This is a genomic window from Mycobacterium sp. IDUB_19 (assembly GCF_055419445.1).
The window spans coordinates 91,556-112,233 of sequence record NZ_JBVAXR010000016.1 but is presented as its reverse complement, the minus strand read 5'-3'; the positions used below and the strand labels follow the sequence as shown (position 1 = coordinate 112,233).

Annotated in this window: 23 protein-coding genes; 13 read left to right on the top strand and 10 right to left on the bottom strand. The window is 65.4% G+C overall.

Annotation, left to right across the window (positions count from 1 at the left end; all coding sequences use genetic code 11):
* The 3 genes from ACZY0B_RS15195 to ACZY0B_RS15185 all read left to right on the top strand — a co-directional run.
* On the top strand, window positions 1-189 hold a 189-nt coding region (locus ACZY0B_RS15195; RefSeq protein ID WP_463764950.1), incomplete at its 5' end, for a RidA family protein.
* A 32-nt stretch (window positions 190-221) separates the two neighbouring features.
* The gene (locus tag ACZY0B_RS15190) at window positions 222-368 is read left to right on the top strand and encodes a hypothetical protein (protein ID WP_463764949.1); all 147 of its coding nucleotides are present in this window, start codon (window positions 222-224) and stop codon (window positions 366-368) included.
* A 283-nt stretch (window positions 369-651) separates the two neighbouring features.
* Window positions 652-921, top strand: coding sequence for a muconolactone Delta-isomerase family protein (locus ACZY0B_RS15185; RefSeq protein ID WP_463764948.1), 270 nt, complete (start codon window positions 652-654; stop codon window positions 919-921).
* A gap of 93 nt (window positions 922-1,014) precedes the next feature.
* On the opposite strand, the gene dnaB is transcribed toward ACZY0B_RS15185, so the two are convergent.
* The 10 genes from dnaB to ACZY0B_RS15135 form a co-directional block, all read right to left on the bottom strand.
* Complete coding sequence (gene dnaB, locus ACZY0B_RS15180; RefSeq protein ID WP_463764947.1) at window positions 1,015-2,391, bottom strand: replicative DNA helicase; 1,377 nt, start codon at window positions 2,389-2,391, stop codon at window positions 1,015-1,017.
* A 533-nt stretch (window positions 2,392-2,924) separates the two neighbouring features.
* The gene (rplI, locus tag ACZY0B_RS15175) at window positions 2,925-3,383 is read right to left on the bottom strand and encodes a 50S ribosomal protein L9 (protein WP_463764946.1); all 459 of its coding nucleotides are present in this window, start codon (window positions 3,381-3,383) and stop codon (window positions 2,925-2,927) included.
* 31 nt (window positions 3,384-3,414) lie between these two features.
* A complete protein-coding gene (rpsR, locus tag ACZY0B_RS15170; RefSeq protein WP_463764945.1) occupies window positions 3,415-3,669 on the bottom strand; it encodes a 30S ribosomal protein S18 in 255 nt (84 codons plus the stop codon).
* A gap of 45 nt (window positions 3,670-3,714) precedes the next feature.
* On the bottom strand, window positions 3,715-4,236 hold the full coding sequence (locus ACZY0B_RS15165) for a single-stranded DNA-binding protein (RefSeq protein ID WP_463764944.1): 522 nt from the start codon (window positions 4,234-4,236) through the stop codon (window positions 3,715-3,717).
* 103 nt (window positions 4,237-4,339) lie between these two features.
* Window positions 4,340-4,630 carry a 30S ribosomal protein S6 gene (rpsF, locus tag ACZY0B_RS15160; protein ID WP_463764943.1) on the bottom strand — a complete coding sequence of 97 codons (291 nt, stop codon included), beginning with the start codon at window positions 4,628-4,630 and terminating at the stop codon, window positions 4,340-4,342.
* Between the two features lie 132 nt (window positions 4,631-4,762).
* Window positions 4,763-5,221 carry a pyridoxamine 5'-phosphate oxidase family protein gene (locus ACZY0B_RS15155; protein ID WP_463764942.1) on the bottom strand — a complete coding sequence of 153 codons (459 nt, stop codon included), beginning with the start codon at window positions 5,219-5,221 and terminating at the stop codon, window positions 4,763-4,765.
* Window positions 5,222-5,412: 191 nt separating this feature from the next.
* Window positions 5,413-6,051: a DJ-1/PfpI family protein gene (locus ACZY0B_RS15150; RefSeq protein ID WP_463764941.1), complete on the bottom strand. Its 639-nt coding sequence runs from the start codon at window positions 6,049-6,051 to the stop codon at window positions 5,413-5,415.
* Window positions 6,051-7,709 carry a glycosyltransferase family 87 protein gene (locus ACZY0B_RS15145; RefSeq protein WP_463764940.1) on the bottom strand — a complete coding sequence of 553 codons (1,659 nt, stop codon included), beginning with the start codon at window positions 7,707-7,709 and terminating at the stop codon, window positions 6,051-6,053. The genes ACZY0B_RS15150 and ACZY0B_RS15145 overlap by 1 nt, the downstream gene beginning before the upstream one ends.
* Complete coding sequence (locus ACZY0B_RS15140) at window positions 7,706-10,255, bottom strand: transglycosylase domain-containing protein (RefSeq protein ID WP_463764939.1); 2,550 nt, start codon at window positions 10,253-10,255, stop codon at window positions 7,706-7,708. Before ACZY0B_RS15140 ends, ACZY0B_RS15145 begins: the two co-directional genes overlap by 4 nt.
* Complete coding sequence (locus ACZY0B_RS15135) at window positions 10,248-10,673, bottom strand: DUF5318 domain-containing protein (protein ID WP_463764938.1); 426 nt, start codon at window positions 10,671-10,673, stop codon at window positions 10,248-10,250. The genes ACZY0B_RS15140 and ACZY0B_RS15135 overlap by 8 nt, the downstream gene beginning before the upstream one ends.
* A 100-nt stretch (window positions 10,674-10,773) precedes the next feature.
* Here ACZY0B_RS15135 and ACZY0B_RS15130 point away from each other — a divergent pair, with 100 nt between their 5' ends.
* The 10 genes from ACZY0B_RS15130 to ACZY0B_RS15085 all read left to right on the top strand — a co-directional run bounded on the left by ACZY0B_RS15130 (window position 10,774) and on the right by ACZY0B_RS15085 (window position 20,649).
* Window positions 10,774-11,649 (top strand): DUF1707 SHOCT-like domain-containing protein, encoded by an 876-nt coding sequence (locus tag ACZY0B_RS15130; protein ID WP_463764937.1) that lies wholly within the window; start codon window positions 10,774-10,776, stop codon window positions 11,647-11,649.
* Window positions 11,650-11,795: 146 nt separating this feature from the next.
* Window positions 11,796-12,338, top strand: a complete 543-nt coding sequence (locus tag ACZY0B_RS15125) for a PadR family transcriptional regulator (protein ID WP_463764936.1) — start codon at window positions 11,796-11,798, stop codon at window positions 12,336-12,338.
* Between the two features lie 61 nt (window positions 12,339-12,399).
* Window positions 12,400-13,497, top strand: a complete 1,098-nt coding sequence (locus ACZY0B_RS15120; RefSeq protein ID WP_463764935.1) for an inositol-3-phosphate synthase — start codon at window positions 12,400-12,402, stop codon at window positions 13,495-13,497.
* A gap of 240 nt (window positions 13,498-13,737) precedes the next feature.
* The gene (locus ACZY0B_RS15115; protein WP_463764934.1) at window positions 13,738-14,865 is read left to right on the top strand and encodes an LLM class flavin-dependent oxidoreductase; all 1,128 of its coding nucleotides are present in this window, start codon (window positions 13,738-13,740) and stop codon (window positions 14,863-14,865) included.
* Window positions 14,862-16,031: a sulfotransferase family protein gene (locus tag ACZY0B_RS15110; RefSeq protein WP_463764933.1), complete on the top strand. Its 1,170-nt coding sequence runs from the start codon at window positions 14,862-14,864 to the stop codon at window positions 16,029-16,031. The genes ACZY0B_RS15115 and ACZY0B_RS15110 overlap by 4 nt, the downstream gene beginning before the upstream one ends.
* Before the next feature lie 4 nt (window positions 16,032-16,035).
* Window positions 16,036-16,836 carry a sugar phosphate isomerase/epimerase family protein gene (locus tag ACZY0B_RS15105; protein ID WP_463764957.1) on the top strand — a complete coding sequence of 267 codons (801 nt, stop codon included), beginning with the start codon at window positions 16,036-16,038 and terminating at the stop codon, window positions 16,834-16,836.
* A 2-nt stretch (window positions 16,837-16,838) separates the two neighbouring features.
* Window positions 16,839-18,047, top strand: coding sequence for a DUF1214 domain-containing protein (locus ACZY0B_RS15100; protein WP_463764956.1), 1,209 nt, complete (start codon window positions 16,839-16,841; stop codon window positions 18,045-18,047).
* 11 nt (window positions 18,048-18,058) lie between these two features.
* A complete protein-coding gene (locus tag ACZY0B_RS15095) occupies window positions 18,059-18,973 on the top strand; it encodes an alpha/beta fold hydrolase (protein ID WP_463764932.1) in 915 nt (304 codons plus the stop codon).
* A gap of 26 nt (window positions 18,974-18,999) precedes the next feature.
* The gene (locus tag ACZY0B_RS15090; RefSeq protein WP_463764931.1) at window positions 19,000-19,806 is read left to right on the top strand and encodes an LLM class F420-dependent oxidoreductase; all 807 of its coding nucleotides are present in this window, start codon (window positions 19,000-19,002) and stop codon (window positions 19,804-19,806) included.
* A gap of 102 nt (window positions 19,807-19,908) precedes the next feature.
* Window positions 19,909-20,649: a GntR family transcriptional regulator gene (locus ACZY0B_RS15085; protein WP_463764930.1), complete on the top strand. Its 741-nt coding sequence runs from the start codon at window positions 19,909-19,911 to the stop codon at window positions 20,647-20,649.
* Window positions 20,650-20,678 lie beyond the last annotated feature (29 nt).

The following is a 20,678-nucleotide window of genomic DNA, read 5'->3' as shown; positions in this document are numbered from 1 at the left end:
GACTTTCACCGCCAGGTGTCGATTGCTACCGGTTCCAAGCTCGTGTTCATGGCCGGGCAGGTCGCCTGGGACGCCGATGGAGCGCTGGTTGGCGAGGGCGACCTCACCGCGCAGGTCGAGCAGTGTTTTCTCAACGTCGGTGCCGCACTCGCCGAGATTGCGGCTCCTTCGACGACATCGCCAAATTAACCATCTACGTGGCCGATTGGACTCTGGACAAGATGCCCTTAGTGCAGGAGGGCCGTGCCCGAGCCTGCGCGAAACTCGGTGTCGCCACGTTCGTGCCGCCGGGCACTTTGATTGGTGTCGCCGCGTTGTTCCAGCCTGAGCACCTCGTCGAGGTGGAGGCGATCGCGGTTCTCGACTAGCACGCGCTCTTCGGCGGCGAGGCTACGGCGACGCGGACTGGGTCCCACACGGATTCTGGACTGGGCGCCTGCGCTTCGCCCGGCTTGATAGCTGGGGTGACACGGCGCTAGGGGTGCGGAGCAGTTTGAGCGGTGAATGCGCTAAACAATGGGCACCAGCGCGCGAGAGCTAGCTTGCGACCCATGTCACGCAGAGATCGTGCTCATCCACAGAGGCCACGCCATCGATTGAAAACCGGCCACGGGCCAAAGCAGTGGCAACACCGAAAGGATGATGAGGAAGATGGACTTTCTAATTCGCGTGGACGTTGCCCGCGCCTACGAGCTGCCCGAGGGCGAACGTGTGGCTCTCATCGAGCGTGAACGGTCTAGAGGCCGAGAGCTGCTGTCGCAGGGCGTGATTCGGCAACTCTGGCGGTTGCCTGGTACTCGGACAAACATCGGCATCTGGTCAGCCACTGATGCAGACGCTTTGGAGGAGGCGCTTGCCAGCTTGCCGATCCGGCCGTACGCCGAGATTCACGTCACCGCACTGGCCACCTTCACCCCATGACAGCCACCTAGCAAAAACGGTCTTATCTCGACCCGCCGTGTTTGCCCTAGTCCTACCGCCTACTAACCGCCGCGGCCGCCTCTACTCTCCCTCCTACCGCGCCATGTTGGCGAAGCGCGACAGGTGCAGCTGGTGGGCGACGGTAACGGTCTTGGTCGGGCCGTTGCGGTGCTTGGCCAGAATGAAGTCGGCCTCTCCCCCACGCGGGTCGTCGCGCTCGAAAGCATCCGGCCGGTTCAGGAGGATGACCATGTCCGCATCCTGCTCCAGCGATCCCGACTCACGAAGGTCGGACAGCATCGGCTTCTTGTCGGTGCGCTGCTCGGGACCACGGTTCAGCTGGCTGATCGCCACCACCGGAACCTCGATCTCCTTGGCCAAAAGCTTGAGTTGACGCGAAAATTCGGAAACCTCCAGCTGCCGCGACTCGACCTTCTTGCCCGACGACATCAGCTGCAGATAATCGACCACGACCAGACGCAGGTCGGCCTTCTGCTTCAGCCGGCGTGCCTTGGCGCGGATCTCCATCATGGTCAGATTCGGCGAGTCATCGATATACAGTGGCGCCTCGCTGATTTCGCTCATCCGCCGCGCCAGCCGGGTCCAGTCGTCATCGTTCATTCGGCCCGAACGCATATCGGCCAGCTTGATCTTCGCCTCGGCCGACAGCAGCCGCATCACGATCTCGGACTTGCTCATTTCCAGCGAGAAGATGACGCTGGCCATCCGGTGCTTGATGGAGCATGAACGCAAAAAATCCAATCCCAGCGTCGATTTCCCGACTCCAGGTCTGGCCGCGACGATGATCATCTGCCCGGCGTGCAGACCGTTGGTCACCTCGTCGAGTTCGGTGAAACCGGTCGGCACGCCGCGTGCGACGCCGCCGTTGGATGCGATGGCGTCGATCTCGTCCATCGTCGGCTGCAGCAGATCCTCGAGCGGAACGAAGTCCTCCGAGAGCCGGCGCTCGGCGACATCGTAGATCTCGGCCTGCGCGCGGTCCACGATCTCGGCCACGTCCGCACCCTCGGCGCCGGCGTAGCCGTACTGCACGACCCGCGTTCCCGCCTCCACAAGGCGGCGCAGCAGTGCCTTCTCGGCCACGATGGTCGCGTAGTACCCGGCGTTGGCCGCGGTCGGCACCGTGGAGATCAGCGTGTGCAGATAGGGCGCCCCGCCGATCCGGCGCAGCATCCCGCGGCGATCCAATTCGGCGGCCACGGTCACCGCGTCGGCGGGCTCCCCGCGCCCGTACAGGTCCAGGATCGCGTCGTAGACGTTCTGGTGTGCGGGGCGATAGAAGTCGCCGGGCCGCAGCCGTTCCAGCACATCGGCGATGGCGTCCTTGCTCAGCAGCATCCCGCCCAGCACCGACTGCTCCGCGGCCAGATCCTGCGGTGGCTGACGGCTGAACTCCTCGCTGGGCGGTGAAGCGTCCATGCCCTGCGCTAGGTCATCAACGACCGCCACGGGCTCTCACCTCTCTGCAACACGCATACGAACATACATTCGACAGCCGACACTTGCAGCGTAGGTCCGGACGCTCACACACCCCTGAACCAAGCACCCGTAAGCCTCGCGCCTGGAAGACCGTAAGCGTTGCTGGGCAGCACTTGAAAGGGCCGCTGTTCATAAGGTTGTGCATCGTGTGTGCATATCCATCGACACCTGTGTTGAGTGGGTTGTGGAGAACCTGTGGATTAAAACGCGGCGCTGCGACATCCCTGCTGATAAGGGTCGTACACAACGGGTGAATTAGTGTGGAGAAGAATCTCTTCGGCGTGTCGTCGCAGGTTACTGCGCCGGGCGTGTTGGCTTTCGGCCATATTTTCGCTGAGTTACGGGGGGGTTAAGGGGCCCCCTCGGCGACGTCACGGAAATAGTTCGCCAGCCCGACACACGAGGGCCATCCACAGCGGAACCTCTCGTCGCGCTGACGGCACGACAAAATCCGGCGGCCCCCGATTTAGGGCAGCCGCCGGATGTCGACAAACAGTGCTGAGTTAGCTATCCGCTACGACGTTGAGCGCGACGTCGACATTGATCTCGGGGTGCAGATGCACCGCGACCGAATGGCTGCCGACCGCCTTGATATGCGACTTGGGCAACCTAATAATGCGCTTGTCGAGATTCGGGCCGCCGGCCTTCTTGATTGCCGCGGCGACATCACCGGCGGTCACCGAGCCGAACAACTTGCCGGAATCGGCCGCCGTTTTCACCGGCAGCGAGACCGGACCCAGCGCCTCGATCGCCGTCTTGATCTCGTTGGCGTGGCCGAGATCGCGCACCACCTTGGTTTCGCGAGCCCGTCGGATCTCGTCGGCCTGCTTCTGGGCACCGCGCGAAGCGAGAATCGCCAGGCCACGCGGAAGGAGGAAGTTACGGCCGTACCCGTCTTTGACCTCGACAGTCTCGCCGATGGTACCGAGATGGTCGACGTCGGCCGTCAGAATCAGCTTCATCGTTTTCGTACTTTCGGTTGGCGTGCGGCGGTTATCGCGCCGACGAAGTGAAGGGCAGCAAGGCCACCTCGCGGGCGTTCTTCACCGCGATCGCAATGTCGCGCTGGTGCTGCACGCAGTTACCGGTGACCCGACGGGCCCGGATCTTGCCGCGCTCGCTGATGTAGGTGCGCAGCAAGTTGGTGTCCTTGTAGTTGATCGGTTGGCCCTTCTTCGAGCAAAAGACGCATTTCCGTGTCTTGATCGGCTTTTCCGGAGCCGGGCGCCGTTTCGTGGACTTGGGCATGTGTTTCTTTCTTTCCGTTTGCTACTGGTCTTGTGTTGGTTGACGTCAGAACGGCGGTTCTTCGTCGCCGCCGGCGAAGGAGCCCGATGCGGGGGCACTGCCCCACGGGTCGTCAGCCGGAGCGCCGCCTGCCTGCGCCTGCGCCGGGGGCGCCTGCCGAGAGCCCCCGCCGCTGCCGAAGCCACCACCGCCGCCACCACTGCGGCTGGCCTTGTTGACCTTGGCGGTGGCATACCGCAGCGAGGGCCCGATCTCGTCGACCTCAACCTCGAAGACGGTGCGCTTCTCGCCTTCGCGGGTTTCGAACGAGCGCTGCTTGAGCCGTCCGGTGACGATCACCCGCGACCCGCGGGTGAGGCTTTCCGCGACATTCTCCGCGGCCTCGCGCCAGATGTTGCACCGCAAGAACAGCGCCTCGCCGTCTTTCCATTCCGAACTCTGGCGGTCAAAGATCCGGGGTGTCGACGCCACGGTGAAATTCGCGACGGCGGCACCCGACGGAGTGAACCGCAGTTCGGGGTCGGCAGTCAGGTTTCCGACAACGGTGATAGTGGTGTCACCAGCCACAATTTCCTCCTGAGTCCGCCTGGGGACGGTAAACGGTCATGAGCATGTTCTCGCTGAGCCTACGCAAGGGCGCCGACGGCGGGGAGCGTGCGCGCTACCCCGCTTAGTGCTTGTCGGTGCGCATCACCTTGGTGCGCAACACCGACTCGTTGAGGCTCAGCTGACGGTCGAGCTCGGAAACCGTGGCCGGCTCCGCCTTGAGGTCGACGATCACGTAGATGCCTTCGGCGTGCTTGGCGATCTCGTAGGCCAGCCGGCGCTTACCCCAGATGTCCACCTTGTCGACGGATCCGCCGTCTTTACGGACGACGTTGAGGAACGTCTCCAGGGACGGAGCAACAGTGCGCTCATCAAGTGTGGGGTCAAGAATGACCATGATTTCGTATGGACGCATGGAAACCTCACCACCTCCTCTGGTCTGTACGGCCACGGTCGTTCCGTGGCAGGAGAGTCGCCTGCGTCGGCAACCGCATCAGGGTACCGGACGACCGGCTGGCCCCCAAACTCCCGGCAATCCGGTAGTGGGTCAGTCCGGCGCGTTCGTGGCCGCGATGCGGAGGCCGGTGATGATGACAGGGTCGATGGCCACGACGGTGTCAGCGTGGTTGACCCACGGGTGGAGTAGTTGCTCGTAGCGCGAGATTTGGGTGCGGTCGGTGATGGTGCGTGCGTGTCCGGTGACGACGACGCTCCAACCCGTCTGGGTCTGGGGGTCGAGGCTGTCGGCTTCATACGCCACGACGATGCGTTCGCTGGATCGCACGGAAGCGGAGATCGAAGCCGACAGGCGGGTACGGATGATGATCCGGTCTTCGTCGAGCAGGTGATTAACGGGGCGAATCGCGGGAAGCGCGTCGAGGGTGAAGACGACCCGCCCATAGCTGATGCTGGCCAATAGCCGTAGCGCCTCAACATGTGTCAGCGGCTGAGCGCCTGGGGCGGGCTGGCCCACGCCCAGTCCACCGTCATAGCCTTGGCCGCTCATATCCGCAAGCATTTGCCTGTGTCGCGTGCGCACCTAGGGCCATACGGCCTCACGTGGGATGACTAAGGCACACCGCGCAGCGACGTCTAGTCGAGTAGGGCGGTGATGTCGCGGTAGGTCCATCCGTGGTTCGAGACGCCGGCGGCCATCGCGGGGGCCGTCTTATTGCCGCCGTTGACCTTGGTAAGCGGTTACCGCCGCTGGCGCAGGTATTCCTCGGCCCGGGCCTTGGTCGCGTCGTCTGCCTTGGCGAGCGCACCGGAGTCGAACGGCGGCCGCGGGTCGTACTCGATGAGCAGCTGCGCGGCCTGCGCGGCCTCCCGGTCCACGAGAAGCTCGGCCAGCCGCAGGGCCATGTCGATGCCGCTGGACACCCCGGCCGCGGTGATGATGCGCTGCGGCAAGTGCTCGACGACCCGGTCGGACACGTAGCGTGCCCCCAACTCGTTGAGCAGATCGGCGGCCCGCCAATGCGTGGTCGCGGTGAGCCCGTCGAGCAATCCCGCGGCGGCAAGCAACAGCGCACCCGTGCACACCGAGGTGGTGAATGTGGTGGTCGGGTGTACCGCCTGCAGCCAGGCGCGAACGGGCTCGTCGTGAATCAGCTGGCGGGTGCCGATGCCGCCGGGGACCACCACCACGTCGGGCGCGCTGATTTCGTCGAAGCTGGCGTCACAGGCGACGCCGAGCATGCCGTTCTCCGTGCGTACCTCACCGCGGCGGTGCCCGACGAATATCACGTCGATCGACGGAATGCGTTGCAGCACTTCGTAAGGCCCAACGGCGTCGAGTGCGGTGAAGCGCGGGAACAATGGGATGGCGACCAGCATCACGCCTGCCTTGTTGCCGTCTCGAGTTCGGCGTCGGTGTCGAGTGGGAGCGCCGGCGCGGCCGAACGTCGCGACCGGGTCGGACGCAGCCAGTCGGGCAGCCATCCGGGCGGCGCATCGGGAGCGCGGTCGAACGGCCCACCCGCCGGGTCGTCCACGCGTCCGTCCCAGCGCACCAGATCTTCGTCGGGCCGGTAGATCTGGCGGATCACCAACGCGCACAGTGCGACGACCGCGATGTCGCGCAGCAACACCGTGGTGGTGAAAAACTGTTCCGGCAGAGCACGATTCGGGTTGCCGTAGAGGTAGTACATCCGCGGCACCCACACCAGCGCGTCGATCGTCATCCACGCCAGCAGCACTCGTCGATGCGGCAACGCCAGCACCGCCAGCGGCACCAACCACAGCGAGAACTGCGGGCTCCACACCTTGTTGGTCAACAGGAACGCGGCGACGACCAGAAACAACAGCTGCGCCACCCGGGGCCGCTGCGGGGCGGTGAGCGCAACGTAAGTGATTGCCGCACAACAGGCCACGAAAGACACGAGGACTACGGCGTTCAGCACCGTGGGCGCCTCCCAGAAACCCAGCTTGGGATCGAAGCCGCGCCAACCGGTGAACGACTTCACGACGTTGTACAGCGAGTCCATGTCGTCACCCCGGCGGGCGTTCAGCCGGAAGAATTCCGACCAGCCCCGCGGAAACAGCACCAGCACAGGCAGATTCACCAACACCCAGGTCGCTGCGGCTGCTCCCGCGGTGCGGGCCAGGGCGCTAAAGCGCCGGGTCCGGATGGCCAGCACCAACATCGGGCCCAGGAACAATAGGGGGTACAGCTTGGCCGCGGCGCCCAACCCGATCAGCACGCCGGCCAGCACCGGTTTTCGCCGCGCCCATGCCAGCAGTCCGCTCATCGCGAATGCCGTTGCGAGCGCATCGAAGTTGGTGAATATCTGAAAGATCAACAGCGGCGAGCCGGCCACCAGGGCCGCATCCCAGATGCGGCGGCCGGACAGGCCGGCGGTCGCCCATACGGTGGCCAGCCAGGCCAGCGCCAGCCCGAACGCTGCGACGTCGAAAAACATGACCACCTCGGCGATCACCGGAAGGGGGGCCAGCTTGGTCAACGCGGTGTAGGTCTTGGCCAGCGCCATCGAGGTGTACTGGTAGAGGCCGGTCAGCACCGGATACTCCATGTAGCGCACCGCGGGCTTGCCGTCGTAGCGGGTCTGCTGCGCACCACTGGAATCGGTCTCGACCCAGCTCGACTTGTACGGAAACATGCCCTTGTTCAACAACTCCGCGCCGTACAGCGGCACCGTATCCGAATAGCACAACTCGTAGTAGGCGCGCTGGTTGTCCCAGTTGGCGACCCGCTGATCGCCGGTTCCGGTACCGGAGCTCTGCAGGCAAGCCGCCTTGGTCGACCAGCCCAGCGCCATGAATACCAGGGCGATCACGAACATCACCCGCACCGGCGTCATCCACCGGGAACGCCCGATCAGCGCATGCCGGCCCACCGGACCGCCGATGGCATCGGCGAACGCGGAGCCCAAAGAGTCGGTGTGGCTGGGGCAATCACGGTTGTCCGCGCTACGCAGATCGTCGGCCAGCGTCCGCGGGGAAATGGTGGCGCTCTCCTGCCGAGCGCCGGTCACGGTGGCGGTTGCCCGAATGGTGGCGCCGGCGGCGGCGCCCCGGGTGGGGGCGGGGGTGCCGCAGTGATCGTCGTGGGCGGTCCGACCGGAATGGTGATGCCTGGCGCCACCTCGATGGTCGGCTGGATGACGGTCTCCGACGGCGGCGGCGGCGGGGGCGCGACGGGCACACCCGCGTAGCCACCGATCTCGGTCGGCTTGGGAAAGGTCTCGTTGGAGGTGCCCTTCAGCGCGCCGTCCATCGTCGACTTCCAGATATCCGATGGCAAGCCCGAGCCGTAAACCTCTGCGCCCGAAGCGGTTACCAGAGGCACATTGTCCTGGACGGTTCCCACCCACACCGCCGTCGACAACGACGGGGTGTAGCCGACCATCCACGCATCCTTGTTGGCTTGGGTGTCGCCCAGCTGCACCGTGCCGGTCTTGGCCGCCGACGCCCGGCCGCCCGACAGGGCGTGGCCCCGCGAATAGGCGGCGATCGGTTGCATGGCCGCGGTGGTGTTGTCGGCGACCGCCTTGTCGATGCGTTGGTCGGCGCCCTTGTCGGAGTTGCCGGCGTCGAAAAGTACTTGGCCATCGGCGTTGACGACCTTCTGCACCAGATGCGGCGGGTGGTACACGCCGGAAGCGGCCAGCGTCGCATATGCCGAGGCCATGTCGACCGGCCGAGTTTGATACTGGCCCAGCACAATTCCATTGTTGGGTGGGCCGCCCTTGCCGTCCTCGGACAGCGTGTGCGGGACACCGGGGAAACTCTTGGCGACGCCGGCCTGGAACGCGGCGTCGGCGACAGCCTGGGGTCCGTTTTTCAGCTTGAGCATCAGCCGGTAGTAGGCGGTGTTCAGCGACATCTTGAGCGCCTCGGCGATATTGCAGGTGCCACAGTTTTCGCCGTCGACGTTGGTGATTTTGATGCCGTCGACGGTCAGCGGCGAGCTGTCGATCTGGAAGCCCAAGCCGATGTTCTGCTCGAGGGCGGCGATCAACGCGAACACCTTGAACGACGATCCCGTCTGCAGCCCGGCCTGGGCGAAGTCGAAGCCGTTCGCGTCCGCGCCGCCGTAGTAAGCGCGGACCGCGCCGTTGTGCGGGTCGATGGACACCACGGCCGAGCGCATGTCGGGGTCTTGCCCGTCAAGGTATTTCGACACCGCCTTCTCGGCGGCCTGCTGGGCCTTCGGGTCGATCGTGGTGGTGACCTGCAGGCCCTGCGTGTTCAGGGTCTGCTCGTCGATGTTGAATAGCTCCATCAGCTCTTTGGTGACCTGACGCTGGATCAGGCCGTTGGGGCCGGTGGTCTGGTTCTGCGCCCGGGCCTGATCGGGCGGGACGGTCTGGGGAAATGTCTGTGCCGCACGATCGCTCGCCGATAACGCCTTTGTTTCCACCATGCCGTCGAGCACCCAGTTCCAGCGAGCCTCGGCGCCCTTGGGATCCACAGCCGGGTCCAGCGAGGACGGCCGGCGAATCAGCGCCGCCAAGAGCGCTCCCTCGGAAACGCTGAGCTGGTCGACGGGCTTGTCGAAGTAGGCCTTGGACGCCGCCGAAATCCCGTAGGCGCCGCGCCCGAAGTAAATGATGTTCAGGTAGGCCTGCAGCACTTCATCTTTGGACCACTCCCCCGACATCTTGGTGGCGATGACGAGTTCCTTCGACTTTCGCAGCAGACCCGCGAATCCGTGCTGAGCGGACCCGACGAGCGCGTTCTTCACGTATTGCTGCGTGATCGTCGACCCGCCCTGCAGATCGCCGTTGCCGAAAAGGTTGTTCTGCACGGCGCGCGCGAAGCCGGCGAAGTCGAAGCCGGGGTTCGAATAGAAGTTGCGGTCTTCGGCGGCGATGACGGCCTGGCGGACGTGCACCGGCACTTGGTTGATGTTGACGTCTACCCGATTGCCCTCGGGAGGAACGATTCTCGCGATCTCCGAGCCGTCGCTGGCCAGGATGGTGGAGACCTGGTTGGTGCGGATGTTGCCCGGCTTGGGAATGTCGACGATGAAATACGCCATCGTGAAGGTGACGATGGGCAACAGGATCAGGACCGCCGCAGTGAGGTAGGCCGCGCGCCGCACCCACCGCCAGTTGATCTGCTCGACCCAGCTCCAGTCCACCCCCGGCCCGGGAGCCCGGTGGCTCGGCCCGTCGGCACCGCCGGGCGGGCCGGGACGTCGCGGTGGCGGCGGGGGGCCTTCCGGTGGGCGACCCGAGAGCGGGCGGTCGCGCCGCGGCGGGGTGCTCGACCGGCCATCGAGGGCGGCCTTCACTTCGTCGATCGCGTCCCGGGGCTTGGACGCCGGGCTGTCCAGCGCGGCCCTGACCTCGTCGATGGGGTCGGACCGTCGAGGAGAGCGATCATCGACGACCGGCGGCAGGATCGTCGTCTGCCGGTCGTCCGGAGGAACCCGGCGCCGGGTCCCGCCGTCAGCTCGGTGCGCCGGACGGTCGGAATCGTCCGGACGCTCAGGATTGGCTTGCGTGCCCATACGCTCAGTCGCGGACCCGTTCGGGTCATCGGGCGACTGACCGTGGCGCCCTTCGTTATTCAATGGCCGTGCGGGCGCCGTTGCGTGCCGTCCGCGGGCCGCGGGTCCCCTTGGGTGGGCGTTCCGCGCCGAGCACATACGACTTGACTAGGTGGTTCCAGCTGCAGGTTCGGCACACCTCGACCACGTGGACCGAGAACTCGGCGAACTTGGTCGTCAGCATGATCAGCTCTTCTGCCGTGCGGGCCGAACCCGACACCGCACCCAGGTGATCTCCGAACACCCACGACACCAGAGTCAGCTGCTCCTTTCGGCAGATCGGGCACATCACCTGGCTGGTTTTGCCGTGAAATTTCGCGGCGCGCAGCAAATAGGGGTTCGCGTCACACACCTCGGACACACCCGTGCGGCCCGAGTAGACCTCGGCCAGCAGTGAGCGCCGCCGAAGCGCGTAGTCCACCACTTGTCGCTGCAGTCGCACGTTGACCAGAGTACGTCGCCGTCGGCACCGCCGATACGCAACCAACGCCGTCGGCACTGCCGCGCCGCGGTAACAACAGGTGACTTCTACGATCTTCCCCATGGCGAAATGGCTGGGCGCACCACTCGGCGGCGGGGTGACAACCGCAACCCGCGCCAAAGACACCGACCGGCAAGACACGTGTGCGGTGCTCGACAATGCGCTCGGCGATGGCGAGCTGTCCGGCGAGGAACACCGCGAGCGCATCAGCAAGGCCACCAATGCCGTGACGTTGGGTGATTTGAAGGTCCTGGTGTCGGACCTGCAGGGCAGCACGCCGCCGCGGCTGCGTGCGGCAAAGTCGACGGCGCTGCCCAGAGTTCCCGCCAGAGGCATCGCGATCGCCGCGTTGGTGGTGTCGGTGCTGTTCGGCATGGGCCTGGGCTGGGGGCTGTACGGGAACACCAGCTCACCGCTGGACTTCACCGCCGACCCGGGTGCCAAACCGGACGGCGTCGCGGCCGTGGTGCTGACCCCGCCCAAGCAACTGCAGTCGCTCGGCGGGCTCACCGGCCTGCTGGAGCAGGCCCGCCAGAAATTCGGCGACACCATCGGCTACCGACTACTCGTCTACCCAACCTATGCCAGCATTTATCGCCCGGACCCGTCCGACGACCGCCGGGTGCTGGACTACGACTATCGCGGCGGCTGGGGCGACCCGACCACCTCGCCCAAGACCGACTCCAAGGCCGTCACGGCGGACCTGGGCAAGTTCGACGTCAAGGCTGCGGTCGGCATCATGCGCGGGGCCCCCGAGACGGTGGGGATCAAAGCGTCCGACGTCAAGTCGACGTACCTGATCATCGAACCGGCCAAGGACCCGACCGCCCCCGGAACGTTGACGCTGTCGGTGTACGTCTCCAGCGATTACGGCGGCGGGTCGATTGATTTCGCAGGTGACGGCACCGTCAAGCGTGTGACCTACCCCTCCAGCTGAGGGCGGCGCCCGCGCCGTCTGACCAATCCGGTCTTGGTGACTGACCGCATGCCAGCACTAGGTCGTGTTGTGGCTAATATATCGGGGCGATACTATGACGCGAGGCGTCGACCCGTCGTAACCAGTGATGCAAAGGAGGTGATCCGATGCTGGAACTCGCCATCCTTGGCCTCCTCATCGAATCGCCGATGCATGGCTATGAGTTGCGCAAGCGGCTGACCGGCCTACTCGGTGCGTTCCGCGCGTTTTCCTACGGTTCGCTCTACCCGGCGCTGCGCCGCATGCAGGCGGATGGGTTGATCGCCGAGAACGCGGCGCCGGCCGGTACTCCGGTCCGGCGGGCCCGTAGGGTCTACGAGCTCACCGAGAAGGGTCGTCAGCGTTTCGGCGAGTTGGTGGCCGACACCGGCCCGCACAACTACACCGACGACGGCTTCGGCGTGCATCTGGCGTTTTTCAATCGCACTCCGGCGGAGGCTCGTATGCGGATCCTCGAAGGTCGCCGCCGGCAGGTCGAAGAACGCCGGGAAGGTCTGCGTGACGCCGTGGCGCGGGCCAGCAATTCACTCGACCGCTACACGCGGCAACTTCATCAACTCGGGCTCGAGTCCAGTGAGCGCGAAGTGAAGTGGCTCAACGAGCTCATCGCCGCGGAGCGGGCGGCGCCCGGGCTCACCGAGCAGGCATAAACCGCGCACGAAATCAGCAAGCCCCCCAAGGCATAGGTAATTGAGGTAAGGAGAACGCCCTATGAATCAGCACAACGCGCCGGAGGCGTCGGCCGAGGTACGAGTCGCCATTGTCGGCGTCGGTAACTGCGCGTCCTCCTTGGTTCAGGGCGTGCAGTACTACTACGACGCCGACCCGAACAGCACCGTCCCCGGCCTGATGCACGTCAAGTTCGGCCGGTACCACGTACGCGACGTGAAGTTCGTGGCCGCGTTCGACGTGGACGCCAAGAAGGTCGGGTTCGACCTGTCCGAGGCGATCTTCGCGTCGGAAAACAACACGATCAAGATCGCCGACGTGCCGCCGACCAATGTGACGGTGCAGCGCGGCCCGACGCTCGACGGCATCGGCAAGTACTACGCCGAGACCATCGAGATCTCCGACGCCGAGGCCGTCGACGTGGTCCAGGTGCTGCGTGAGGCCAAGGTCGACGTGCTGGTGTCCTACCTGCCGGTGGGCTCCGAGGAGGCCGACAAGTTCTACGCGCAGTGCGCGATCGACGCCGGCGTGGCGTTCGTCAACGCGCTGCCGGTGTTCATCGCCTCGGACCCGGTGTGGGCCAAGAAGTTCACCGACGCCGGTGTGCCGATCGTCGGTGACGACATCAAGAGCCAGGTCGGCGCGACGATCACGCACCGCGTGATGGCCAAGCTGTTCGAGGACCGCGGTGTGCAGTTGGACCGCACCATGCAGCTCAATGTCGGCGGCAACATGGACTTCCTCAACATGCTCGAGCGTGAGCGGCTGGAGTCCAAGAAGATCTCCAAGACGCAGGCCGTGACCTCCAACCTGCAGCGCGAGTTCAAGACGAAGGACGTGCACATCGGCCCGTCCGACCACGTCGGCTGGCTCGACGACCGCAAGTGGGCCTACGTGCGGCTGGAAGGCCGTGCGTTCGGTGACGTGCCGCTGAACCTGGAGTACAAGCTCGAGGTGTGGGACTCGCCGAACTCGGCGGGCGTCATCATCGACGCGGTGCGGGCGGCCAAAATCGCCAAGGACCGCGGCATCGGCGGACCGGTGATCCCGGCGTCGGCCTACCTGATGAAGAGCCCCCCGAAGCAGCTGCCCGACGACATTGCGCGCACGCAGCTCGAAGAGTTCATCATCGAGGGCTAGTTCGCTTCTACCGGGTGTGGGGCGGGGTCGCATTGCGCGGCTTCGCCCCACACTCGTTTTGTGTGCGCTGAGGGTTGAAATACCCCGACATTCCCGCCCTGACCGCACACTCGAAGCCAAGGCCTCACACTCAATTCGTCAGCAAGCGCTGTGCACCTGCCATCCCGTGAACGGCGTGCTGTGCAGTCGCTTAGCATTACCCGCAGCACCCTCCATCGACGAATCAGGTCCAGGTCACGGATGAAAGTTCAGCCCGCCGCATTCCTGCGCACGACCCTGCCTCTCGACATGTCCCGCCTCGCCGAACTCGACGGCGGGCGCTACCACTCGATCTGGCTGCCCGATCACATGGTCAGCTTCTGGCCGGACTCGATCTGGACGCCCGAATTCACCGATCTCGCCACCGCGTCGCCGTCACCACATCGCCATCTCGACGGCCTGTCGGTTGCTGCCGCGGCCGCCGTGCTCACCGAGCGGGTGCCGCTGGTGAGCGCCGTGGTCGACACCGTGCGGCGCCACCCCTGCATGCTGGCTCAGACGGCGCTGACGATCGACCATCTGGCCAAAGGACGATTCATCCTCGGCCTGGGCAGCGGTGAGAGTGAGAACACCCTGCCGTACGGCTTCGACTTCTCGCGACCGGTCAGCCGTTTCGAGGAGTCGCTGACGGTGATCCGGCTGCTCTGGGACAGCGACGGGCCGGTGGACTTCGAGGGGCAGTTCTACACGCTGCATCACGCGCGCATGGACACCGAGCCGTACCAGGGCCGCGTGCCGCAGATCTGGATCGGCGCCAGCGGCCCGCGCATGCTCGACATCGCGGGCCGTCACGCCGACGGCTGGTGGCCCGCCGGGGCCTGGACGCCGGAACACTACGCCGAGATGCTTTCGGCCGTAAAGACATCCGCCGAGCGTGCCGGCCGCGATCCGATGGCGATCACGCCGGGCTTCATGCAAGTGTGCCTGATCGGCACGAACGACGACGCCCTGGCCGAGATCCTGCAGGCTCCGCTGGTCAAGGCATTTCTACTGCAGGTGTCGCCAGAGACATTGCGCGGCTTCGGGTTTGAACACCCGATGGGCGACAGTTGGCGTGGGTTCCAAGACATCGACCCCGCGGTGCTCACCCGCGAGCGAATCCTGGCGTTCCTGGACAGCGTGCAGCCCGAAATGCTGCTTGCCGTCGTGCCTCACGGGACACCCCGAGAGGTCGCGAAGATCATCAAGACTTATGTGGATGCGGGTTTGCGGGTCCCCAAGATTCTGGACTACGGAGCCATGGCCGGCCTGACGTACGCTGCGTCGTCGGCCGCCAATGTCCGTGCGGCAGAGGATGAACTGATGCGGCTGTGCGGAGACCTTGCGTGAGCGCCCGATTGGACTCCGCCGAGCTGCTGGGCGCCGCGGAGGCAGAGACCGGATTGCGCGACTACGGCGACCCCACGTTGCCCGAGCGCTTCGCCATCGCCGCCGACCATCTGAACGGCCTCGGCATGGACGCCGACGGCGCCCGCGAAGCGGCGCTGGTGTGCCGATGGCTACTGACGTCGCGGCTGGAATTTATCGAGGACCGCAACCGCTACCCGATCGGCGACGAAATTGTCGAGGCGCCGATGTTCGTCACCGGCGAACCACGTTCCGGCACAACCCTGATGCACGCGCTGATGTCCGTCGACCCGCACGCGCGGGCGTTGCGCTTCTGGGAGGTGATGTACCCGTCGCCGCCGCCGGGACTGGCCGGCCCCGACGATCCCCGTCGCGCGCAGGCCGACTCCGACTGGCGCGAGATCAACGGCAAGATGCCCAAATGGCTGCACAGCCATCCCTACAACGACATGCTCGGCAACGGCCTACCCGAGGACGAACGCACCTGGGCGTTCGACTTCCGGGTCATGACACCGACAGCGTGGTGGCGAGTGCCGATGCAGTCCCTGGTCGGCGGTCTGGCCGCCGATCCCGCGGCCCAGTACCGGCTGCACAAGGCCATGCTGCAACAGCTGCAATACTGCCGGCCGCGAAAATACTGGGTGCTGAAGGGCTTTCACGGCTTCCGGCTCAAGGAGATGTTCGAGGCTTATCCCGACGCCACCCTGGTGTGGCTGCACCGCGACCCGGTGCAGGTTGCGGCGTCACGCACCATGATGATGGCCGACATCGCCGAGGGAATGGTCGGTCCCGTAGACCTGCACGCCCTGGCGAAAATGCATCTGGAGTTGACCCGTGCCGGCGTCGCCAACACGATGAGCAATCCGATGGTGGACGATCCGCGCATCTTGCATGTCCGCTATACCGATTTCATCGCCGATCAGGTGGGAACAGTGCAGCGCTACTACCGGTTCTGCGGCCGCGAGGTCACGCCCGACGCCGAATCCGCGATGCGCGCCTATCTGGCCGACAATCGCGGTGACCGATACGGCAAGTTCCGCTATTCCACGCAGCTTTTGATCGACATCGGTGAAGACCTCGACGCGCTGCACGCGGAATTCAAGCCGTTCCGCGAACGATTCGGCGTCGCGATCGAGAACCGTGGCTGACACGATGGCGGCCCACCAGCGTCTGTCGGTGCACAACGTCACCTTCTACGGTGCCACGCTGGCCGAGCTGGAAGAGAATTGGGCAGCACTGGGCGTATCCCGATTGAGCATCCTGGACAGCCAGCTGCTCGACCCCGAGCTTCCAAAGCTTTTGCAGCGCAACAGCTACACCGTGGAGGCGGTCTATCACCTGTTCGCCGGCGGCCGGCTGACCAGCGACCCGCACGCCGCGCGGGATGCGCTGCTGCCGGTGATCGACGCCGCGGCCGGCGCGGGGGCACGCATGGTCTACCTGCTCACCGGCGGCCGGGACACCCTCACCTGGGGCCAGGCCGCCGACCGGTTCGCCGCGATGATCGCCCCATGCGTGGCGCATGCCAAGCAGGCCGGTGTGGCGCTGGCCGTCGAGAACGCCTCCAGCCTCTATGCCGACCTGCATCTCGCCCATACGCTGCGCGACACCGTCACGCTGGCCGAGATGAGCGGGCTGGGTGTCTGCATCGACCTTTTTCACTGTTGGGCAGAAGGCGATTTCGAGGCGGTGGTGCAGCGCGTCCTGCCGCGAACCGAGCTCATCCAGCTCAGCGACTACGTACTGGGCGACCGCGCGCTGCCGGGCCGGGCGGTTCCCGGCGACGGCGCGATTCCGATCGAAGAATTCGTCGCTCAAACCCTTGCCGCGGGCTACTCACATGGGTTCGACTTGGAACTGATCGGGCCCCGAATCGAGCAGGAGGGGCGTCTGGAATCCGCCCGGCGCGCCTGCGCGGTCGTCGGGGCAATGCTGGACAGATTGGGTGCGTGACAATGGCTTTCGGCGACGGTGCTGACGACGTAGCGCTGCGGACAGCGTGGAGCGAGTTCTGCGCGCAGCTGCAGCGAGCGGGCGACCAGGTGTTCAAAGACGCCAACGCCACCTCGGGGGTGCAGCGTGTCGACGCGTTCCGCTTCCTGACGCAGAACCTGGGCCAGGCTTTCGATCTGTCGCTCGAGACGCGCGACACCCACTATCCGGTGCTGCACACGTTCAACGGCCCGACCCGCAAGCTCGGCGGGGACTGCGCCGACTTCACCTATCAGCAGGCCTGGATCGACGGGCAGTCGACCTATCGGCTGTGCGGAAACCGTGGCACCGCACCGTTTTTCAACGTTACCGTGCAGGGCGCGCGAGTCCGCGGGCCTGGCGTGCTGCATGAACCCTTCGGTGACACACCGGAGGCCAACCTGTTCGGCCGTCAACTCAGCGTCGGCGCGGACGGTGAATTCGAGATCTACATCGGCGGGTCCGAGCGTGGCCCCAACTGGCTACCCACCACCGAGCAATCGCGAAAGCTGTTCATCCGCCAGGGATTCGACCGGTGGGACGAGCGCCCTGCCCAGATGCGGATCGAGCGGGTCGACATGGCCGACCCGAAACCGCTCCCCTTCCCCGAGATCATGGCCGAGGCGATGGAATGGGCCGGCGATTTCGTCTCCGGCCTGATGTCTGACTGGCCAGAGTTTCCGTTCACCTACGGCGGAGTCGACGCCGAGCATCCCAACAGGTTTCCCCGGGTCGGTGCGACCGAAGCGGACAGCAAGCGCGGGCGTGCCGCCGCAAACATGTATTGGGAGCTGGCTCCCGACGAGGCGCTGATCGTCGAGTTCGACGCTCACGACGGGCTGTGGATGTTCACCAACATGGGCGTCTTCTTCAACAGCATGGACTACCTCTACCGCCCGGTGAGCTACACGCCGAGCCGCACCAAAGCCGACCGCGACGGGCGCATCCGTCTGGTCATGGCGCATCGTGATCCGAATGTCCACAACTGGCTGGACACCCAGGGCTTCGAGCGCGGCAACCTGACCTACCGCCACATGCTGGACGGCGAACCCGCCGCGCTGGACACCCACGTGGTCAAACACGACGACATCGCGCGCATGCTTCCGCCGGACACCGCCATGGTGAGTGCCGCGGAGCGCAGTGCCGCGATGTGGGAGCGATTCCACGGTATTCGCCGCCGTTATGTCCTCTAGTGTCAAAGATCGTGACCGAGATCTCCGCAGACGAATTGGACGGGCTGCCCGAATTCTCGTTGCTGTCCGAGAACGCCGAGCAGGCCGGCGTCACGGGTCCGCTGCCTGACGTAGAACGGATCGAGGCCGACACGCCAAACGGCAGAATCAGCGCGCTGCGATGGGGCAACACTCCCCCGCGGATCGTCTTTCTGCACGGCGGCGGACAGAACGCCCACACTTGGGACACCGTCATCGTCGGACTCGGCGTGCCGGCGCTGGCAGTGGACCTGCCCGGTCACGGTCATTCCGGCTGGCGCGAGGATGGCGATTACTCGCCGCGGAACAACGCCGACGCCGTGGCACCGGTGCTCCGTGACTTCGCCCCCGATGCCGACCTGATCGTGGGCATGTCGCTGGGCGGGTTGACCGGGATCCGGGTGGGTGCGATAGCACCGGAACTGGTGCGCGAGCTCGTTCTCGTCGACGTCACCCCGTCGGCGTTACACCGGTATGCCGAGCTGACCACCGAGCAACAGGGCACGGTGGCGCTGGTCTCCGGCGAGCGCGAGTTCCCCAGCTTCCAGGCCATGTTGGACCTGACCGTCGCCGCGGCACCGCACCGCGAGGTCAAGGCGCTGCGACGCGGCGTGTTCCATAACTCCCGCCGACTCGACAACGGCAACTGGGCGTGGCGCTACGACGCCATCCGCGTCGTGCCCGACTTCGGTGATTTGTGGAGCGACGTCGATGCGTTGACCACACCCGTCACTCTGGTGCGCGGTGGCTCGTCGCCGTTTGTCTCCGACGACGATGCCGCCGAACTTGCCAGCCGCGCAACGTATTTCCGTCAGGCGCACGTTGTCGAGAACTCCGGGCACTCCGTGCAAAGCGATCAGCCTCGGGCGCTGATCGACCTGTTGAGCGGGGTACTCGACGCACGCTGAGAGGCTGCGGCTCCTACGGTGGTCCCATGACCCGTCCCGTTCGCATCGGTGTACAACTGCAGCCCCAGCACGCCCCCGAGTACCGCCACATCCGCGACGCCGTGCGCCGCTGCGAGGACATTGGGGTCGACGTCGCATTCACTTGGGATCATTTCTTCCCGCTCTACGGTGATCCCGAGGGAGCGCATTTCGAATGCTGGACGGTTCTGGCGGCCTGGGCCGAGCAGACATCGCGCATCGAGTTCGGCGCGCTGGTGACGTGTAACTCCTACCGCAATCCGGAGCTACTGGCCGATATGGCGCGCACCGTCGACCACATATCCGAGGGCCGGTTGATCCTGGGAATCGGATCGGGCTGGAAGGAGAAGGACTACGACGAGTACGGCTACGAATTCGGCACCGCGGGGAGCCGCCTCGACGACCTGGCGGCCGCATTCCCCCGCATCACGTCGCGGCTGACCAAGCTCAATCCCGCACCGACCCGCGACATCCCGATACTCATCGGTGGCAAGGGTCCGCGAAAGACGCTGCGACTGGTCGCCGAATACGGCGACATTTGGCACGGCTTCACCTCCGTCGACACCTATCCGGGCGCGGCGGCCGTGCTGGACGAACACTGTGCCGCCGTCGGGCGCGACCCGTCCACCATCGAGAGGTCGGCCGGTGTGGAGGACAACAGCGGCGTGCGCCGCGGCGAGGGTGTGGACGGGTTGATCGCCAATGCCGAAGGCCTCACCGCGTTGGGGGTGACGCTGCTGACCGTTGGCGTCAACGGTCCCGACTACGACCTCAGCGCCGCCGAGGCATTATGCCGCTGGCGCGACGCGCGCTAATTCGGGTTCGCCTGCAATTCATCCGCCAAACACCTTTTCGAAGACGCCAAGTCATGAGAAACTTTGCTCCGCTGATGGCTGGATCGCTTTCGAAAGAGACTGATGCCGAAGAAATACGGGGTCAAAGAGAAGGACCAGGTTGTCCACCACATCCTCAACCTGGTCCTGACGGGGAAGCTACGCAGCGGCGACCGCGTCGACCGCAATGAGATCGCGCTTGGCTTGGGAGTCAGTCGCGTCCCGATTCAAGAGGCCCTGGTCCAACTCGAACACGACGGCATCGTGTCGACCCGCTATCACCGGGGCGCGTTCATCGAGCGGTTCGACGAAGCCACCGTCCTCGAGCATCACGAACTCGACGGCTTGCTCAACGGCATTGCCTCGGCGCGCGCCGCGATCAGTCCGACCCCGCGGATCCTGGGACAGCTCGACGCGCTGATGCGCTCTCTGCGCACCGCGAAGGATTCCCGGGTCTTCACCGAAATCACCGCGGAGTACCGGCGCACCGTCAACGACGAGTACGCGGGTCCGCGACTGCATGCCACCATCCGTGCCTCGCAGGACCTGATCCCCTACGCGTTCTGGATGAGCTACCAGAACAACCGCGACGACATGCTGCCCTACTACGAAGACGAAACGTCGGCGATCCAGCGACGCGACCCGGAAGCCGCGCGCGCGGCGTGCGTCGGCCGTGCCTACTTGATGGCGCAAACAATGCTGGCCGAACTGTTCCGGCGCAGGGTTTTCGCCGCACCCGACGACGCTCGCCAGGTTGTGCCCGAGCCCCTTGGCGTACTCACGGAGTCCGAGGCGGTCTGCGGTGCGCCGTCGATGGCGCTCTGATACAGCTCTGATCGCGCCGAGTTGCCGTT

Bases quoted from the DNA above. Each gene is read 5' to 3' on its own strand.
- rpsF (WP_463764943.1), bottom strand. From the start codon at position 4,630: ATGCGTCCATACGAAATCATGGTCATTCTTGACCCCACACTTGATGAG.
- ACZY0B_RS15085 (WP_463764930.1), top strand. From the start codon at position 19,909: ATGCCGAAGAAATACGGGGTCAAAGAGAAGGACCAGGTTGTCCACCAC.
- rplI (WP_463764946.1), bottom strand. From the start codon at position 3,383: ATGAAGCTGATTCTGACGGCCGACGTCGACCATCTCGGTACCATCGGC.
- ACZY0B_RS15105 (WP_463764957.1), top strand. From the start codon at position 16,036: ATGGCGGCCCACCAGCGTCTGTCGGTGCACAACGTCACCTTCTACGGT.
- ACZY0B_RS15190 (WP_463764949.1), top strand. From the start codon at position 222: ATGCCCTTAGTGCAGGAGGGCCGTGCCCGAGCCTGCGCGAAACTCGGT.
- ACZY0B_RS15125 (WP_463764936.1), top strand. From the start codon at position 11,796: ATGCTGGAACTCGCCATCCTTGGCCTCCTCATCGAATCGCCGATGCAT.
- ACZY0B_RS15150 (WP_463764941.1), bottom strand. From the start codon at position 6,051: ATGCTGGTCGCCATCCCATTGTTCCCGCGCTTCACCGCACTCGACGCC.
- ACZY0B_RS15130 (WP_463764937.1), top strand. From the start codon at position 10,774: ATGGCGAAATGGCTGGGCGCACCACTCGGCGGCGGGGTGACAACCGCA.
- ACZY0B_RS15185 (WP_463764948.1), top strand. From the start codon at position 652: ATGGACTTTCTAATTCGCGTGGACGTTGCCCGCGCCTACGAGCTGCCC.
- ACZY0B_RS15090 (WP_463764931.1), top strand. From the start codon at position 19,000: ATGACCCGTCCCGTTCGCATCGGTGTACAACTGCAGCCCCAGCACGCC.
- rpsR (WP_463764945.1), bottom strand. From the start codon at position 3,669: ATGCCCAAGTCCACGAAACGGCGCCCGGCTCCGGAAAAGCCGATCAAG.
- ACZY0B_RS15120 (WP_463764935.1), top strand. From the start codon at position 12,400: ATGAATCAGCACAACGCGCCGGAGGCGTCGGCCGAGGTACGAGTCGCC.
- ACZY0B_RS15155 (WP_463764942.1), bottom strand. From the start codon at position 5,221: ATGAGCGGCCAAGGCTATGACGGTGGACTGGGCGTGGGCCAGCCCGCC.
- ACZY0B_RS15100 (WP_463764956.1), top strand. From the start codon at position 16,839: ATGGCTTTCGGCGACGGTGCTGACGACGTAGCGCTGCGGACAGCGTGG.
- ACZY0B_RS15115 (WP_463764934.1), top strand. From the start codon at position 13,738: ATGAAAGTTCAGCCCGCCGCATTCCTGCGCACGACCCTGCCTCTCGAC.